Below are 16583 nucleotides of genomic sequence, written 5' to 3'. Positions count from 1 at the left end.
TCAGCCCTCCACCCGCAGGATCGCCTCTCGCACGCGGTCGTCCGCGGCCTCCGGCACGGCCCGCAGGTCCAGCAGGAGCCGGCCGTGCAGCACCCGGCCGAGGATCGCCGGGTCACCGGTGCGCAGCGGTGCCGCGTAGCGCTCGGGCAGGCTCAACGCCCACGAGTCCAGCTCCACCCCGGGCGCGCCGCCGCCGCCGACGACCGCCGCCGCCGGCACCACCTCGGCCTTGCCGCCGTCGGCGCCGAGCAGGTCACGTAGCCGTTCGGTGCGGGCGCGCAGCCGGCCCGGGTCGGCGCGCAGCGCCTCCCAGGTGGGGGTGGCGGGCGCGTGCAGCGTGGCGGCGAGCGCGGCCAGGGTCAGCTTGTCCACCCGCAGCGCCCGGGCCAGCGGGTGCCGGCGCAACCGCTCGACCAGGTCGGCGTCGCCGAGCAGCAACCCGGCCTGCGGCCCGCCGAGCAGCTTGTCGCCGCTGGCGGTGACCAGGTGCGCGCCGGCGCGCAGCGCGCTCGCCGCGTCCGGCTCGTCGGGCAGCAGCCGGTCCGGCGCGAGCAGACCGGAGCCGATGTCGACGACCACCGGTACGCCGAGCGTGGCCAGCTCGCCGACCGGCACGGTCGAGGTGAAGCCGGTGACCACGAAGTTCGACGGGTGCACCTTGAGCACGAAGCCGGTGTCCGGGCCGATCGCCGCGGCGTAGTCGGCCCGGCCGGTGCGGTTCGTGGTGCCCACCTCGCGCAGCCGGGCGCCGGTGCTGGCCAGCAGGTCGGGCAGGCGGAACCCGTCGCCGATCTCGACCAGTTCACCGCGGCTGACCACGATCTCCCGGCCGGCGGCGAGCGCGGTGGCGGCCAGCACCAGCGCGGCGGCGCCGTTGTTGACCACGTGCACGTCGGCCGCGTCGGGCACGGCGGCGGCGAGCGCGGCCAGCGCCTCCCGGCCGCGCCGGGCCCGCCGGCCGGTGGCCAGGTCGAGTTCCACGTCGGTGTGCCCAGCGGCGGCGACCAGCGCGTCCACGGCGGCCGGCGCGAGGGGGGCCCGCCCGAGGTTGGTGTGCAGCATGACGCCGGTGGCGTTCAGCACCGGCCGGGGCGTGCGCCCGGCCAGCGCGGCCAGCGCGGTGTCGCGTACCCGCTCGGGGGTGATCTCGCCGCGGCGCGCACGGTGCTGGGCCGCGACGACCGCGGCCTTGACCCGGTCGCGGCCGAGCGTGCCGGCGGCCGTGACCAGCGCCGGGTCGGCGAGCAGCGCGTCGGTGCGCGGCACTCGCCGCCGCGGGTCGACCTCACGCATCGGCGCTCCCCTGCGACGGTGTGGCGGAGACGGACGGGAATCGAACCCGCCTGGCCCGGATCCCGGACCACACCGGTTTTGAAGACCGGGAGGGGCACCAGCCGCCTGAACGCCTCCATCGGGCAGTCAACCACAGCGGGTCACCGGCCGCCCGGCGAGGTGTCAGGCCCGCCGGTCCGCGCGTTCGCGCTGCGGGAGCACCGTGTATTTCGGGTCGCGCGCCGACGCGACGCCGCCGTGGAAGATGCCGAAGCGGGTGCAGACCGCCGCGGCGAGCAACGCGCCGCCGGAGGCCGCCGACAGCAGCCGGCTCCGGCGGCCGAGCCACGCGCCGGCCACCCCGGCGGCGGTGAGCGCCCGGCCGGCGCGCAGCAGCTTCCCGGGGGTGCCCGCCGCATAGGGCTCGCTGAGCAGGCCGAGCCGGTTCTCCACCCGGTGCGCGCCCCACAGCTCCAGCGCCGCGCCGGCCACCGCGAGGCGTCGCGCCGGGCCGGCCTGCCCGGGCGGCGCGGCCAGCAACCCCACGCCGGCGCCGCTGGCCAGCGCGCTGCCCGCGAAGATCACCGGCAGTTCCGGGTACGCCTCGTGCCACGAGGGCACCGCCGTGTCGGCCAGCAGCACCGCGGTGTACGTGGCCAGCGCCGGCGCGGTGACGGCGGCGACCAACCCGGCCGCGTGCCCGGCCGGGGGCAGCAGCCGCCGGCCCAACCCGAGCACGCCACGATCCGGCAGCCGGGGCGCGAACTCGGCGACCGCGGCCAACCCGGCGGCCGGGCCGAACGCGCTGAGGATCCAGGTGCCCACGGACATCGGCGAGGTCACCTTCGCCACCCGCAGCATGTGGTGGAAGCGGCTCGGCCGGCCCAGATCGTTGATCAGGAAGTACGCGCTGGCGCCCACCGCCGCCAGCGCGGCGGCCCGGCCGCCACGGCGCAGCGCCGGCCGGCCGGTGAGCTGCCCGCCGGCGGCCAGCATCGAGGAGCCGGCGGCGAGCCCGCCGGTGAACAGGTAGGCCGCGATGTCCCACCGCCACACCGGCGGCTTGACCACCTGCCGGCCGTAGTAGGAGGTGAACTCCGCCGGCGGCACGGTGAGCTGCTCGCCGCCGCCCTTGCCGCCACGGCGACGTCGTGGGGCGGTGTCGCGGGACGGGTGCGGGGCCAGGCCGGCCTCGCGGGCGCCGGCGTCGGTGCGGCCCACCCCGGGGCCGGCGCCGGTGGCCCGGCTGCCGCTCTCCGGCGGCAGCCCGCCGTCGACGGCCAGGCGCTCCCGGAAGCGACGGAACAGGGCACCAACCGGACGGTCCGGGCTCACGACGAACCTCCGACGAACGCGGCGACGGTCGCCGCCGCCATGGCCAGCGCGGCCAGGCCGGCCCGCTTCCACATCCGCGGCAGGTCCCGGGTGGTGACCACCGGGTCCGGCGGCAGCCCGTACACCTCCGGCTCGTCGAGCAGCAGGAAGAACGCGCCGGCCCCGCCGACGCCGTCGCTCGGGGCGTGGCCGTAGAGCCGGGCCTCCGGCACGCCGCGCTCGTGCAGCGTGGCGACCCGCCGGGCGGCGCGCTCGCGCAGCTCGTCGAGCGGGCCGTACTGGATCGACTCGGTCGGGCACGCCTGCGCGCAGGCCGGCGTCAGGCCGGCGCCCAGCCGGTCGTAGCAGAGCGTGCACTTCCACGCCCGGCCGTCGTCCTCGCGCTTGTCGATCACGCCGTACGGGCAGGCGGAGATGCAGTAGCCGCAGCCGTTGCAGATGTCCTCCTGGACCACCACGGTGCCGAACTCGGTGCGGAACAGCGACCCGGTCGGGCAGACGTCCAGGCAGGCCGCGTGGGTGCAGTGCTTGCAGACGTCGGACATCATCAGCCAGCGGAAGTCGGTGCGGCCGTCCGCGCCGGTCCCCCGCCCGGGCGGCTGCGCGCCGGGCATGCCGAGGAACTCCGGCCCGGCCGCCATCCGCGCCGCCGGCTCCGGTCGGCCCGGCGGCAGCCCGGGATTCGTGCCGGTGTCGGCTGCGGTGCCGGCGCCGACCGCCGCCGACGACGGGCTGCTGGTCGCCGGGCCGGTCGGGTCCCCGGCGAACGGCGGCGTGCGGTGCCCCGCCGGGCGGGGCTGCTCGATGAACGCCACGTGCCGCCAGGAGTTCGCGGTCAACGCGCCGGTGTTGTCGTAGGACATGCCGAGCAGGTCGAATCCCGAGTCGGGGACGCCGTTCCACTCCTTGCAGGCCACCTCGCACGCCTTGCAGCCGATGCAGACGCTGGTGTCGGTGAAGAAGCCCATCCGGGGCGGCGCGGACTCCCAGCCGGCGTCGGCGGCCGGGTCCGGCGGTCCGGGCCGGCTGTTGACGTCAGGCATCGTCGTCTCCGTCGCGCGCCGCGGCCTCGGGGGTCTGTTCGTCGGTGCTGCCGGCCGCGGTCTCCCCGCCCAGCACGTCGGTGGTGACGATCGGCACCCTACGGTCCGGGGTCATCCCGGCCCGCCGCTGGTAGTCGCCGACCAGGTCGAGCAGGGCCGGCCCGGTGGGCCGCCGGCCCGGCCGGACGTCACAGGTGCCGACCTTGCTCTCCTGGATGAGCACGTTCGGGTCCAGCGTGATGCCGAACAGGTCGTTGGCCGAGTCGCCGGTGACCAGCCCCTCGCGGCCGAAGTGGTAGGGCAGCCAGACCTGGTGGATGGTCCGGCCGTCCACCCGCAGCGGCGTGAGCCGGTCGGTGACCAGCACCCGCGCCTCGATCACCGCCCGCCCGCTGACCAGGTGCGCCCAGCCCAGGTGCGCCAGCCCGACCTCGGCGGCCAACTCCGGGGACACCTCGACGAACATCTCCGGTTGCAGCTCGGCCAGGCGTGCCACGGTCCGGCTCATCCCGCCGGCCGTGTGGTGCTCGGTGAGCCGGCTGACCGTGAACACGTACGGGAAGACCTCGCCGTGCGGCTCCGGCGGGCTCGGGTTGACCCGGTTCACCGGATGCTCGTAGACCTTCCGGGTCGGGTTGGCCTGCTGCCCGTAGAGCGGGTTGCGCATCGGCGACTCGGCGGGCTCGTAGTGCGTCGGCAGCGGGCCGTCGAGCACGCCGCTCGGCGCGTACAGCCAGGCCTTGCCGTCGCCCTGCATGACGAACGGGTCGTCACCGGCGAGCGCCGCCGGGCCGGCGGCGTCCTCCGGCGGCCGGTACGACGGCGGTTTCGTCTTCTCGAAGTCCGGCACGTCGTAGCCGGTCCACTCGCCGGCGTCCGGGTCCCACCAGACGTACTTCTTGCGCTCGCTCCACGGCCGCCCGTCCGGGTCGGCGGAGGCGCGGTTGTAGAGGGTGCGCCGGTTCGCCGGCCACGCCCAGCCCCACTCGGCGGCCACCCAGTCCTGCTCGTGCCGGGGCCGGCGGCGGGCCGCCTGGTTGACCCCGTCGGCGTAGACGCCCGAGTAGATCCAGCAGCCGACGGCGGTGGAGCCGTCATCCTTCGCCTCGGCGAACGCGTTCAGCGGACGGCCGGTCGCCACGTCGAAGCCGTTGATCTCCTTGAGCACCGCCTCGGCGCTCGGCTCGGCGAGCGCGCCGTGCGTCGGGTAGTCCCAGGTCAGGTCCAGCAGCGCCCGGTCGCGGGGCCTGGAGGAGCCGGCCAGCTTCTGCCGCAGCACCCGGCCCAGGTGGTAGAAGAACCACAGCTCGGAGCGGGCGTCGCCGGGCGGGTCGACGGCCTTCTCCCGCCACTGCAGCAGCCGCTGGGTCTGGGTGAAGGTGCCCTCCTTCTCCACGTGCGAGGCCGCCGGCAGGAAGAACACCTCGGTGCGGCACTCCTGCGGCACGATCTCGCCGGTGGCGATCTCCGGGCTGTTCTTCCAGAACGTGGCGCTCTCGATCAGGAACAGGTCGCGGACCACCAGCCAGTCCAGGTTGGCCATGCCCAGGCGCTGGGCCCGGCCGTGCGCCGAGCCGACCGCCGGGTTCTGCCCGAGCAGGAAGTAGCCCTTCACATGCCCGTCGATCATGTTCAGGACCTGCTGGTAGGTCCCGTGGTCGCCGGTCATCCGGGGCAGGTGGCCGTAGCAGAAGTCGTTCTCCGGCGTCGCCGCGTCACCCCAGTACGCCTTGAGCAGGCTGGCCGCGAACGCGCGCGAGTTGCCCCAGAAGCCCTTCTGCCCGGGGTGCCGGATGCTGTCGACCCACCTGTCGAACGTGGGGTGGTCGGCGTGGTGCGGCATCGGCAGATAGCCGGGCAGCAGGTTGAACAGCGTCGGGATGTCGGTGGAGCCCTGGATGCTGGCGTGCCCGCGCAGCGCGAGGATGCCGCCGCCCGGCCGGCCCATGTTGCCCAGCAGCGTCTGGATGATCGCCCCGGTGCGGATGTACTGCACACCGACGCTGTGCTGCGTCCACCCCACCGAGTAGACCAGGGCGCCGGTGCGCTCCCGACCCGAGTTCTCGGTCCAGGCGCGGGCCAACTCCAGGAACTTGTCCTCGCCGATGCCGCAGACCCGGGCCACCATCTGCGGGGTGTAACGGGAGAAGTGCCGCTTGAGGATCTGGTAGACGCAGCGGGGGTGTTGCAACGTCTCGTCCCGCCGGGCCTGCGCCGGCACCGGCTCCCCGTGCGACTCGTGCTCCATCCCGGACGCCGAGTCACGCTCCTTGCCGGTGCCCCGGATCGTGGTGTTGCCCTCGTGGCCCGCGTACTGCCAGCTCGCATGGTCGTAGGAGCCGGTCTCCGGGTGGTAGCCGGAGAACAGGCCGTCCAGGTCCTCGGTGTCGGCGAACCGCTCGCTGACGATGGTGGCCGCGTTGGTGTACGCCAGCACGTACTCCCGGAAGTCCAGCTCGTTGTCCAGGATGTAGCGCACCACGCCGCCGAGCAGCGCGATGTCCGTGCCCGCCCGGATCGGCAGGTAGCTGTCGGCGAGCGCGCTGGTGCGGGTGAACCGCGGGTCGACGTGGAAGACCTTCGCGCCGCGCTTCTTCGCCTCCATCACCCACTGGAAGCCCACCGGGTGGGCCTCGGCCATGTTGGAGCCCTGGATGACGATGACGTCAGCGTTGGCGAGATCCTGCTGGAAGTCCGTCGCGCCGCCGCGACCGAAGCTGGTCCCCAGACCGGGGACGGTGGCGGAGTGTCAAATCCGGGCCTGGTTCTCGATCTGGAGTGCCCCCATCGCCGTGAACAGCTTCTTGATGAGGTAGTTCTCCTCGTTGTCCAGCGTCGCGCCGCCCAGGCTGGAGATGCCCAGCGTCCGGTTCAGCGGGCGGCCGGCGTCGTCGACGTCCTCCCAGGTCTCGTCGCGGGCGGCGAGGACCCGGTCGGCGATCATGTCGAGCGCGACGTCGAGGTCCAGGTCCTCCCACTCGGTGGCGTAGGGCCGGCGGTAGCGGACCTTCGTCTGGCGCAGCGGGCTGGTCACCAGGCTCTTGCTGGCCGAGCCCTTCGGGCAGAGCCGGCCGCGGGAGATCGGGCTGTCCGGGTCGCCCTCGATCTGGGTGACCTTGCCGTCGGCGTGGAAGACCCGCTGCCCGCAGCCGACCGCGCAGTAGGGGCAGACCGAACGGGCCACGCCGTCGGCGGTCTCGGTGCGCGCGATCAGGTCGGCGGAGCGGGCCGACTGCGCCGCGGCGCCGCGGCCGAGCGGGTCGGTGCCGGTGAGTTGCCGGTATACCGGCCACCGGCGGATGAACGTCCGCAGACCCACCCCGGGCACCCCCTCCCGTCGCGCACGGCTGACCCCTTGCACACTAGGCGAGCGGTCCGACGGTCGCGAGTCGAGCCGGAAACAGCGCCGCCCCGGCCGGAACGGTCGGGGCGGCGCTGGGCGTCGGTGTGCAGGTCGCCTCTCGGCGAGTGGCGCGTCGCGGCTCCAGCCGAACGGTATTCCGCGACGGCAATTTAGGTGAGGCCCGGGGACACTGGTCACACCGACGCTGTGCACAACGGTACCGGGGGGTGCCTTCTTCCGCCCGGGGGTCGTGACGCCGGTCACCGCGGATGGCGGCCGGAACGCCGGGCAGGGGTTACCCTGATGCCATGTCGGCCTCCGTCAGCGCGTACCTCGCCCGGCCCGGGCGGCCCGCCGTGGTGGCGCGCACCCTGGCCGAGCTGACCGGCCCCACCACCGGCATCGTGGAGCTGCCGGTGCGGCTGATGTGGAGCAGCGAGCGCGCCTTCGACCTGGCCGACGAGGACGAGCTGCTCTGGATGTACGAGAACGTGCTGCGGGAGACGAGCCGGGTGGCGGACCTGCGGGAGCTGATCCACGCTCCGACGCTGCGCCGGGTGTGGCCGCTGCTCAACCTCCCCCGGGGCGTGCGCCTGGCCTGGGAGCGCCGGCACCGGAGCCTGCGCGGCGCGTGACGCACCCGCACGACTTCTACCGGGAGGTGGCCCGGGTGGCGCTGACCGCCGCCGGCCCGCACCGCTTCGTGCTCGGCGGCGGCGTGGCCTGGGCGGCGCACGGCCTGGTCACCCGCCCCACCGAGGACGTCGACCTGTTCGCCGACGTCGAGGGCGCCGCCGCCGCGGCGGCGGACGGGGTGCGCGCCGCGCTGGAGCGGGCCGGCTACCGGGTGGACGAGGCGGACCCGGGCGGGCTCGGCGAGGTGTTCGACGGCTTCGACCGCGACCTGCGGGACTTCGTGGTGAGCCGGGACGGCCGGGAGATCCGGCTCAGCCTGGCCCGCCTGGACCGGCACCGCAGCCCGGTGGTGATGGACTTCGGCCCGGTGATGGACGTGCGGGACCTGCTCGCCAACAAGACCGCCGCGCTGGTCAACCGGCGGGAGGTACGCGACTACATCGACGTCGCCGCCGCGCTGGACCGGTATGCGGTGGCCGAGCTGCTGGAGCTGGCCCGCCAGGTGGACCCGGCGCTGGACGACACCGACGTGCGCGCGGCCGGGCGCTACCTCGACGCTCTGGCCGACCGCCGGTTCACCCGCTACGGCCTCGACCCGGCGCGGATCGCCGAGGTGCGTCGCCGGATGTCCGGCTGGCCCCGCTGACCCGACGGCACCGGAGCAGCCGGTGACGGGCCGGGAAACATCTCGGGGCGATGTGGCGCCTGTGACACCTGGTGGTTATGGTGCGCAACGGCGCCCACGAGGCGCGTACCCCCTCCGAAAGGCACCGCATTGACCTCCTCCTCCGGCGCCTCGCGGCGCCAGGTGCTCGCCGTCGCCGCCGCCGCGGCGACCGCTCCCCTGCTCGCCGGCGCGCCCGCCGAGGCGAAGCCGAAGCCGAAGCAGCCGAAGACCTGGGACCTGACCGTCCTCGGCACCTCGGACACCCACGGCAACGTCTACAACTGGGACTACTACAAGGACGCCGAGTTCGACGACAGCAAGCACAACGACGTCGGCGTCGCGAAGCTGGCCACCCTGGTCAACCAGATCCGGGCCGAGCGCAGGGGCCGGGCGACGCTGGTCCTGGACGCCGGCGACACCATCCAGGGCACGCCGCTGGCCACCTACTACGCCAAGCAGGAGCCGATCACCAGCACCGGTGAGACGCACCCGATGGCAAACGCGATGAACGTGCTGCGCTACGACGCCGTCACGCTGGGCAACCACGAGTTCAACTACGGCCTGCCGCTGCTCGCCACCTGGATCCGGCAGCTCGGCTTCCCGGCGCTCGCCGCGAACGCGATCAACGAGAAGACCGGCAAGCCGGCCTTCCTGCCGTACGTGATCAAGGAGGTCCGGCTCGGCGGACACGGCGCGCCGAAGCTGCGGGTGGGCATCCTCGGCCTGACCAACCCCGGCGTGGCCATCTGGGACAAGGCCAACGTCGAGGGCCGGCTGGTCTTCGCCGACATGGTCGCCACCGCCGCCAAGTGGGTGCCGGTGATGCGCCGGCGCGGCGCCGACGTGGTCATCATCTCCGCGCACGGCGGCGACAGCGGCACCTCCAGCTACGGCCCGGAGCTGCCGAACGAGAACCCGACCGCGCTGATCGCCGAGCAGGTGCCCGGCATCGACGCGATTCTCTTCGGTCACGCCCACAACGAGGTGCCGGAGAAGTTCGTCACCAACCTGAAGACCGGCAAGGCGGTGCTCACCTCCGAGCCGTCGAAGTGGGGCCAGCGACTGACCCGGATGGACTTCACGCTGACCCGGTCCAAGGGCTGCTGGAAGGTGGTCGACTCGGCGGCCACCACGCTGAACACCAACACCGTCGTCGAGGACCCGGCGGTGCTCGCGGCCGTGCGCGGCCAGCACGCCAAGACCGTCGACTACGTCAACCGGGTCGTCGCGCAGTCGAGCGTGGAGTTGTCCGCCGCCGCGTCGCGCTACCAGGACACCCCGATCCTGGACTTCATCAACCACGTGCAGACCGAGGTGGTCACCGCGGCGCTGGCCGGCGGCGCGTACGCCGACCTGCCGGTGCTGTCGATCGCCGCGCCGTTCAGCCGCACCGCGGTCTTCCCGCAGGGCGACGTGCGGATCCGCGACGTGGCCGGCCTCTACGTGTACGACAACACCCTGGAAGCGGTCGTGCTGACCGGCGCCGAGGTCAAGGCATACCTGGAGTACTCGGCGAAGTACTTCGTCACGGTGCCGGTGGGCGCCCCGGTCGACCCGGAGGCGATCAGCGACCCGGCGGTGCCGGACTACAACTACGACGTGTTCTCCGGCGTCGACTACGACATCGACATCTCGAAGCCGGTCGGGCAGCGGATCACCCGCCTGGTGCTGGCCGGCACCGACACCCCGGTGGCCGCCGACGCGCAGTTCGGGGTGGCGGTGAACAACTACCGGCGCAGTGGCGGCGGCAACTTCCCCGGCATCGTGAAGACCCAGGTCTACAACGCGCAGCAGGAGATCCGCCAGTTGCTCATCGACTGGGCGCAGGCCAAGGGCGTGATCGACCCGGCCGACTTCTTCGTGCCCAACTGGAAGCTGGTCCGCGAGGGCGTGCCGGTCTTCTGAGCCGACCGGCGAGGGCCCCGGCGTCACGCCGGGGCCCTCGTCACCTCCCACACCGGCGTCGGGGTGGCCCGGGTGTCAGCCGCCCGCGCGCAGGTGCCGCTCCGACTCGCCGCCGACCGGGTCCGGCCGGTCCGGGCGGGTGTCGGTCTCGATGGACGCCAGGCGCTCCTCGGGACGCACCCGCGCCGGCAGCTCGCCGAAGCGGACGTGCCGCAGGAACGCGTACTCCTCGTCGGTGAACGACTCGGCCGGTTCGCTCATGCCCGCATTCTGCGCCACCTCCACTGGGACAGCCAGGTCGTTCCACCCGTGAGCCGGGCGGAGCGTGAGTGGAACGACATGGGCGTCAAAACGGGCCGGAGACACCCATGGCGTTCCACCCAGCGGCGGGATGGAGCGCGAGTGGAACGGCACGGGTGTCTCGCTCGCCCGGAACCCGGTATCAACCGGGGCGGCACGGGTATGCCGCCGCGACGGCCGGCGACGAGGTGGAGGCGACGCGATGCGCGCGGTACGGATGACCGCTCCCGGGGTGCTGGAGCTGACCGAGGCGCCGACGCCGCAGCCCGGGCCCGGCGAGGTGCTGCTGCGCGTCGGCGCGGTCGGCGCCTGCCACTCGGATCTGCACATCCTCGACGCGCCGCCGGGGATGTACCCCACCCCGATGACGCTCGGCCACGAGATCGCCGGCACGGTGGAGACCCCCGGGCCCGGCGTGGACGGCTGGACGCCCGGCGACCGGGCGGCGGTCTACGGGATCATCGGCTGCGGTCGGTGCCGGGCCTGCCTGCGCGGCGAGGAGAACCGCTGCCGGGTCACCCCGGTCGGCGGGATCGGCCTCAGTCGCGACGGCGGGCTGGCCGACCACGTGGTGGTGCCGGCGTCGCGGCTGCTGCACGTGGGCGGCCTGGACCTGACCCAGGCCGCCCCGCTGACCGACGCCGGGCTCACCCCGTACCACGCGGTGGAACTGGCCCGGCCCCGGCTGCGGCCCGGCACCACCTGCGTGGTGATCGGCATCGGCGGGCTGGGCCACATGGCGTTGCAGATCCTCATCGCCACCACCGCGGTGCGGATCGTCGCGGTGGACACCAGCACCGCCGCCCTGGACCTGGCCGAACGGCTCGGCGCGCACCACCTGGTGCCGGCCGGCCCGGACGCGGTGCGGACGATCCGCGAGCTGGTCGGCCCGGCACCCGACGGCGCGGACGTGGTGCTCGACTTCGTCGGCGCGCAACCCACTGTGGACACCGCCCGGCAGGTCGTCGCCACCGGCGGTCAGCTGCTGCTGGTCGGCCTGGCCGGCGGCACGTTGCCGGTGCGGCCGGTCGCCGACGAGCCGCCCACGGTGCCGCTGGAGACGAGCGTGGTGGTGCCGTTCTGGGGCACCCGGGCCGAACTCCAGGAGGTGATCGCGCTGGCCCACGCCGGCCGGCTGCACGCCGACGTGCGGACGTTCCCGCTGCCGAGGCCCCGCAGGCGTACGAGGCGCTGCGCCGGGGCGACATCCACGGGCGGGCGGTCATCGTCCCCTGAGCGGGGGCAGCCGGTCGACCAGCGACAGCCCGGCCCGCACCGGCCGCCGGTCGAGCACGTCGGCGAAGCTGACCCGGCCGTGACAGAACCGGACGAACATCCGCCAGCCGGGCGGGCTGGCCAGCATCGCGTGGAACACGTCGGGTCGCCGCTCGAACACCTCCAGCAGCCGGTGTCCGGCGCGCATCTCCGGCAGCAGCCGCCGCCCGACCTCCCGGGGGTACGCGTCGAGGTCGCCGTCGGCGACCGCCTCACCGGCGAGGCGCCCGGAACGCAGCGCGTAGCTGATCCCCTCCCGGCTCCACGGCTCCAGCAGGCCGGCCGCGTCGCCGGCGACCAGCACCCGGCCGTGGCGCAGCGGGGCGTCCTCGGCGCGGCAGCGGGTCAGGTGGCCGGAGTCGTGGTCCGGGTCGATCCCGGCCAGCCCCAGCCGGGCGACGAAGTCGCGCAGGTAGGCCCGAGTCCGCTCGCCGTCGCCGCGGGCGGAGATGACGCCGACGGTGAGCCGGTCGCCCTTCGGGAAGACCCAGGCGTACGACCCGGGCACTGGCCCCCAGTCGAGCAGCACCCGCCCCCGCCACCGCTCCCGGTCGGCCGCGGGCACCGGCAGCTCCAGCTCCAGCCCCAGGTCGACCTGGCGGAAACGCACCCCCACGTGGCGGGCGGTCACGCCGGACGAGCCGTCCGCGCCGACCACGACCCGCGCGCGCATTACCTCGCCGTCGGCCAGCCGCAGGCGTACCCCGTCGGGGTCCTGCTCCAGCGCGCGCACCGCGACGCCCTCGCGCACCTCGGCGCCGGCGGCCACCGCGGCGGCGCGCAGCCGGTCGTCGAACTCCTCCCGGCGGATCATGGTGACCAGCGGCGCGCGGTGGCGGCGGGTGAACGCCCGCCGGCCGTCGCGGGTGAACGTGACCCGGTCGACCCGGTCGTGCGCGGGCACCTCGACCAGGCCGTCGACCTCGGCCAGGGAGGTGCCGATCAGGCCGCCGCCGCAGGTCTTGTACCGGGGGTGGGTGGCCCGCTCGACCACGAGCGTGCGCACACCGGCCCGGGCCGCCGCGCGCGCGGCGGCGAGTCCGGCGGGCCCGCCACCGACCACGACCAGCTCCCAGATGATCACGGGTGCAGCCTAGGGCACCGCCGGGCCGGATTGCCCGCCACGACCCACGATCGGGTGGGCATCATCGCCGGCCGCCCGGGTAACCGCAGGTCGCCGGGCTGTCCACACCGTCGGGCGGCCCACCGGCGAGGAGGAGCCATGCCTCAGGTCCAGCTGTCCGCGCTCGAGGAACGGGTCTACCAGGCGGTGACCGCGCTGGAGGTACGCGGGCACGTGCCCTACCCGGACGTGATCGCCGCGGAGATCCAGATGCCCGAGGAGGAGGTGCACGAGCCGTTGCACTCGCTCACCGAGCGGGGGCTGCTGCACCGGGAGGACTCGCCGATGTCGGGCCTGGACTTCGGGCCCCGCTGGTGCGCACGTCAGACGGCCTGATCGCGTCGTTTGCCCCAGCGGGCTCCGGGTAGCGATCGGGGCATGCGTGATCAACGGCCGGCGGGGGGCACGATGAGCGGTGACCGGGCACCGGTGCCCGACCCGGGGTACGACGGCAGGCGTCGCTGGCAGGCGCTGAGCGTCGGCCTGGTCGCGGCGTTCATGACGCTGCTCGACGTCAGCATCGTCAACGTCGCCGTCCCGTCGATCGACCGGGCGCTGGACGCCACCCCGAGCGACCTGCAGTGGGTGCTGTCCGGGTATGCGTTGACGTTCGGCCTGGTGCTGGTGCCGGCCGGGCGGCTGGGCGACGCGCGCGGCCGGCGTACCGCGTTCGTGGTCGGGGTGGGACTGTTCACGCTGACCAGCGCGTTGGCCGGGCTGGCCACCTCGTCGACCTGGCTGATCGTCGCGCGGCTCGTCCAGGGCGCCGCCGCCGGCGTGGTCAACCCGCAGGTCAGCGGCATGATCCAGCAGCTGTTCCGGGGCGCCGACCGGGGGCGCGCGTTCGGGTTGCTCGGCGCCACAATCGGGATCTCCACCGCCGTCGGGCCGCTGCTGGGCGGCCTGCTCATCCAGCTCGGCGGCGAGGAGCACGGCTGGCGGTGGGTGTTCTTCGTGAACATCCCGGTCGGCATCGTGGCGATGGTCCTCGGCTGGCGGCTCGTGCCGGGCCGACCCGAGGGCCGGCCCCACCGGCACCGGCTCGACCCGGTGGGCGTGCTGCTGCTCGGCACCGGGGTCACCGTGATCCTGCTGCCGCTGGTGCAGCGGGAACAGTGGCAGGGCTCGGCGAAGTGGCTGCTGATCCCGCTCGGCCTGCTGCTGCTGACCGGCTTCGCGCGCTGGGAACGCCGGTTCGCCCGGCAGGCCACACCCCTGTTCGACCTGCGCCTGTTCGGGTTGCGCTCGTACACCCTCGGTTCGCTGATCGGGCTGGTCTACTTCGCCGGCTTCACCGCGATCTTCTTCATCTTCACCCTCTACCTCCAGATCGGCCTGGGCTACAGCGCGCTCGTCGCCGGCCTGGCGATCACCCCGTTCGCGCTCGGCTCGGCGCTCGCCTCCGCGCTCGGCGGGCGGGTGGTCACCCGCTACGGCCGGCCGCTTGTCGCGGTCGGACTGCTCGCCGTGGTCGTCGGTCTGGTCGCGACCGATCTGGCGCTGACCGGCGAGCCGCACCACGACGTGCCGCTGCGCACCGCGCTGCCGCTGCTCGTCGCCGGCCTGGGCAGCGGCCTGGTGATCGCGCCCAACCAGACGCTCACCCTGTCCGAGGTGCCGGTGCCGATGGCCGGCAGCGGCGCCGGCATGCTCCAGACCGGGCAGCGGATCGGCACCGCCGCCGGCATCGCGGCGGTCGGCGCGCTGTTCTTCTCGACGCTGGCCCGGAGCCAGAACGACTGGGCGCTCGCGTTCCGGCACTCGCTGCTGCTGGCCGCCGGGATCATCGTGCTGGCGCTGGGCGTGGCCGTGGCCGACATCGTCGCCGGCCGCCGGTCCTGATCGACCCGGCCCGGCCAACCCGGGGGGAAGTCCCGGAGAACTCTGCGCGACCGGGGCAGCGCGCCACACGTCGACATTGATAGATACGAGGGCATGACGAAAACCCTCGACCGTCGTACCCTGCTGCGCCTCGCCGGCGCGTCCGCCGGCACCGCCGTGCTCGCCGGCGCCGCCCTGGCCGACGCCTCCGCCGCCGGCGCGGCCACCGCCGCGTTCCGGCACGGCGTCGCCTCCGGCGACCCGCTGCCGGACGGGATCCTGCTCTGGACCCGGGTCACGCCCAATCCCGAGGCGCTGCCCGGCTCCGGCGTCGGCCCGGACGTCGAGGTGAGCTGGCAGGTCGCCGCCGACCCGGACTTCGCCGCGCCGGTCGCCGCCGGCACGGTCAGCACCGGCGCGGCCCGCGACCACACCGTGAAGGTCACCGTCTCCGGCCTCGCGCCGGCCACCACCTACTGGTACCGCTTCGGGCACGCCGACGCCTGGTCGCCGACCGGCCGCACCACCACCGCCCCGCCCGCCGACGCGGCGGTGGACCGGCTGCGACTCGGCGTGGTGTCCTGCGCGAACTGGGAGGCCGGCTACTTCGCGGCGTACCGGCGGCTGGCCGACCGGGACGACCTGAACCTGATCGTCCACCTGGGCGACTACCTCTACGAGTACGGCACCGGCGAGTTCACCGCCGCCGGCCGGGTGGTGCGGCCCACCCAGCCGGCGCACGAGGTGCGCACGCTGGCCGACTACCGGGTCCGGCACGCGCTCTACAAGACCGACCCGCACCTGCAGGCGCTGCACGCGGCCGTGCCGTGGGTGATCACCTGGGACGACCACGAGGTGGCCAACGACGAGTGGTCCGGCGGCGCGGAGAACCACACGCCCGGCACCGAGGGTCCGTTCGCCGCCCGGCTGGCCGCCGCCCGGCAGGCGTACCTGGAGTGGATGCCGGTGCGCATCGGCGCGGACGGGGCGATCTACCGGCGGTTCCGCTTCGGCCGGCTGGCCGAGCTGTCCATGCTGGACCTGCGGTCGTACCGCTCGGCGCAGGCATCCGGCACGGCGGTGGACGACCCGGCCCGGACGATCACCGGCGACGCGCAGATGGCCTGGCTGAAGGCGGGCCTGGCCGGCTCGACCGCCCGCTGGAAGCTGGTCGGCAACCCGGTGATGATCGCCCGGGTGGACGTCGGCACGCTGCCCGCGTGGCTGCTCGGCCCGCTCGGCAAGCTGCTCGGCATCCCGGAGAACGGCGCGGTGCTCAACGCCGACCAGTGGGACGGCTACAACGCCGACCGCAACGAACTGGTCGACCACATCCGGGCCACCGGCACCCGCGACGTGGTGTTCCTGACCGGCGACATCCACACCTCGTGGGCCAACGAGGTGACCACCCGCGCGACCGGGTCGGCCAACCCGGCCGCTGTCGAATTCGTGGTGCCGTCGGTGACCAGCGACAACGTCAACGATTTCCTCAAGTTGCCGGCCGGCAACGCGCTGAGCCAGCTCGGCGCGGGACTGATCCGCGCGACCAACCCGCACGTGCGCTGGACCGAGCTGGACGGGCACGGGTACGGCGTGTTCGAGGTGACGCCGCAGCGCTGCCGGATGGACTGGTACCACCTCGCCGACCGGACCAGCAGCACCAGCGGCAGCCGCTGGGTGGCCGGCTGGTCGGTGGCCGCCGGCTCGGCCAAGCTGCGCTCCGAGGGCGCACCCCTTTCGTGACGCGTCGAAGGCCGGCACCCTTTCCGGGTGCCGGCCTTCGGTGTGTCTGCTTACTTGTTCCAGTGCTGGTGGACGAGGTCGGTGGCCTGCTGCTCCCACTGGGCGTAGGCGTCGGGGTAG

12 protein-coding genes, 1 tRNA gene and 1 pseudogene are annotated in these 16583 nt (G+C 74.3%); 7 read left to right on the top strand and 7 right to left on the bottom strand.

What is annotated here, in order from left to right; all coding sequences use genetic code 11:
- The 5 genes from selA to fdh all read right to left on the bottom strand — a co-directional run bounded on the left by selA (nucleotide 1) and on the right by fdh (nucleotide 6969).
- Entirely contained in the window at nucleotides 1–1293 is a 1293-nt protein-coding gene (gene selA, locus AB0H28_RS23295; RefSeq protein ID WP_358043830.1) for an L-seryl-tRNA(Sec) selenium transferase, read from the bottom strand.
- 21 nt (nucleotides 1294–1314) lie between these two features.
- A tRNA-Sec gene (locus AB0H28_RS23290) sits at nucleotides 1315–1410 on the bottom strand.
- Nucleotides 1411–1455: 45 nt separating this feature from the next.
- Complete coding sequence (gene nrfD / locus AB0H28_RS23285) at nucleotides 1456–2607, bottom strand: NrfD/PsrC family molybdoenzyme membrane anchor subunit (RefSeq protein ID WP_358043827.1); 1152 nt, start codon at nucleotides 2605–2607, stop codon at nucleotides 1456–1458.
- Nucleotides 2604–3650, bottom strand: a complete 1047-nt coding sequence (locus AB0H28_RS23280) for a 4Fe-4S dicluster domain-containing protein (RefSeq protein WP_358043825.1) — start codon at nucleotides 3648–3650, stop codon at nucleotides 2604–2606. The genes nrfD and AB0H28_RS23280 overlap by 4 nt, the downstream gene beginning before the upstream one ends.
- On the bottom strand, nucleotides 3643–6969 hold the full coding sequence (gene fdh, locus AB0H28_RS23275) for a formate dehydrogenase (protein ID WP_358043822.1): 3327 nt from the start codon (nucleotides 6967–6969) through the stop codon (nucleotides 3643–3645). The genes AB0H28_RS23280 and fdh overlap by 8 nt, the downstream gene beginning before the upstream one ends.
- 332 nt (nucleotides 6970–7301) lie before the next feature.
- Between fdh and AB0H28_RS23270 the strand changes: the two genes are divergently transcribed.
- The 3 genes from AB0H28_RS23270 to AB0H28_RS23260 all read left to right on the top strand — a co-directional run bounded on the left by AB0H28_RS23270 (nucleotide 7302) and on the right by AB0H28_RS23260 (nucleotide 10201).
- Nucleotides 7302–7628 (top strand): hypothetical protein, encoded by a 327-nt coding sequence (locus AB0H28_RS23270; RefSeq protein ID WP_358043819.1) that lies wholly within the window; start codon nucleotides 7302–7304, stop codon nucleotides 7626–7628.
- The gene (locus tag AB0H28_RS23265) at nucleotides 7625–8275 is read left to right on the top strand and encodes a nucleotidyl transferase AbiEii/AbiGii toxin family protein (protein ID WP_358043816.1); all 651 of its coding nucleotides are present in this window, start codon (nucleotides 7625–7627) and stop codon (nucleotides 8273–8275) included. The genes AB0H28_RS23270 and AB0H28_RS23265 overlap by 4 nt, the downstream gene beginning before the upstream one ends.
- 129 nt (nucleotides 8276–8404) lie before the next feature.
- A complete protein-coding gene (locus AB0H28_RS23260) occupies nucleotides 8405–10201 on the top strand; it encodes a 5'-nucleotidase C-terminal domain-containing protein (RefSeq protein WP_358043813.1) in 1797 nt (598 codons plus the stop codon).
- Nucleotides 10202–10276: 75 nt separating this feature from the next.
- Here AB0H28_RS23260 and AB0H28_RS23255 read toward each other — a convergent pair whose 3' ends face one another.
- On the bottom strand, nucleotides 10277–10462 hold the full coding sequence (locus AB0H28_RS23255; RefSeq protein ID WP_358043810.1) for a hypothetical protein: 186 nt from the start codon (nucleotides 10460–10462) through the stop codon (nucleotides 10277–10279).
- Between the two features lie 130 nt (nucleotides 10463–10592).
- Here AB0H28_RS23255 and AB0H28_RS23250 point away from each other — a divergent pair.
- Nucleotides 10593–11609, top strand: a pseudogene (locus tag AB0H28_RS23250) (alcohol dehydrogenase catalytic domain-containing protein); the annotation flags it as partial.
- Nucleotides 11610–11723: 114 nt separating this feature from the next.
- Here AB0H28_RS23250 and AB0H28_RS23245 read toward each other — a convergent pair.
- Complete coding sequence (locus AB0H28_RS23245; protein ID WP_358043807.1) at nucleotides 11724–12860, bottom strand: geranylgeranyl reductase family protein; 1137 nt, start codon at nucleotides 12858–12860, stop codon at nucleotides 11724–11726.
- 138 nt (nucleotides 12861–12998) lie between these two features.
- Here AB0H28_RS23245 and AB0H28_RS23240 point away from each other — a divergent pair, with 138 nt between their 5' ends.
- The 3 genes from AB0H28_RS23240 (at nucleotide 12999) to AB0H28_RS23230 (ending at nucleotide 16463) form a co-directional block, all read left to right on the top strand.
- Entirely contained in the window at nucleotides 12999–13235 is a 237-nt protein-coding gene (locus AB0H28_RS23240) for a hypothetical protein (protein WP_358044126.1), read from the top strand.
- A 72-nt stretch (nucleotides 13236–13307) separates the two neighbouring features.
- Entirely contained in the window at nucleotides 13308–14741 is a 1434-nt protein-coding gene (locus tag AB0H28_RS23235; protein WP_358044123.1) for an MFS transporter, read from the top strand.
- 93 nt (nucleotides 14742–14834) lie between these two features.
- A complete protein-coding gene (locus tag AB0H28_RS23230; RefSeq protein WP_358043804.1) occupies nucleotides 14835–16463 on the top strand; it encodes an alkaline phosphatase D family protein in 1629 nt (542 codons plus the stop codon).
- The last annotated feature ends 120 nt before the right edge of the window (nucleotides 16464–16583 follow it).

It is taken from the genome of Micromonospora sp. NPDC050980 (assembly GCF_040653835.1).
In the GTDB taxonomy this organism is placed as follows: Bacteria; Actinomycetota; Actinomycetes; order Mycobacteriales; family Micromonosporaceae; genus Micromonospora.
The sequence above is the reverse complement of the archived record's forward strand: the minus strand, read 5'-3'. Positions and strand labels throughout refer to the sequence as shown.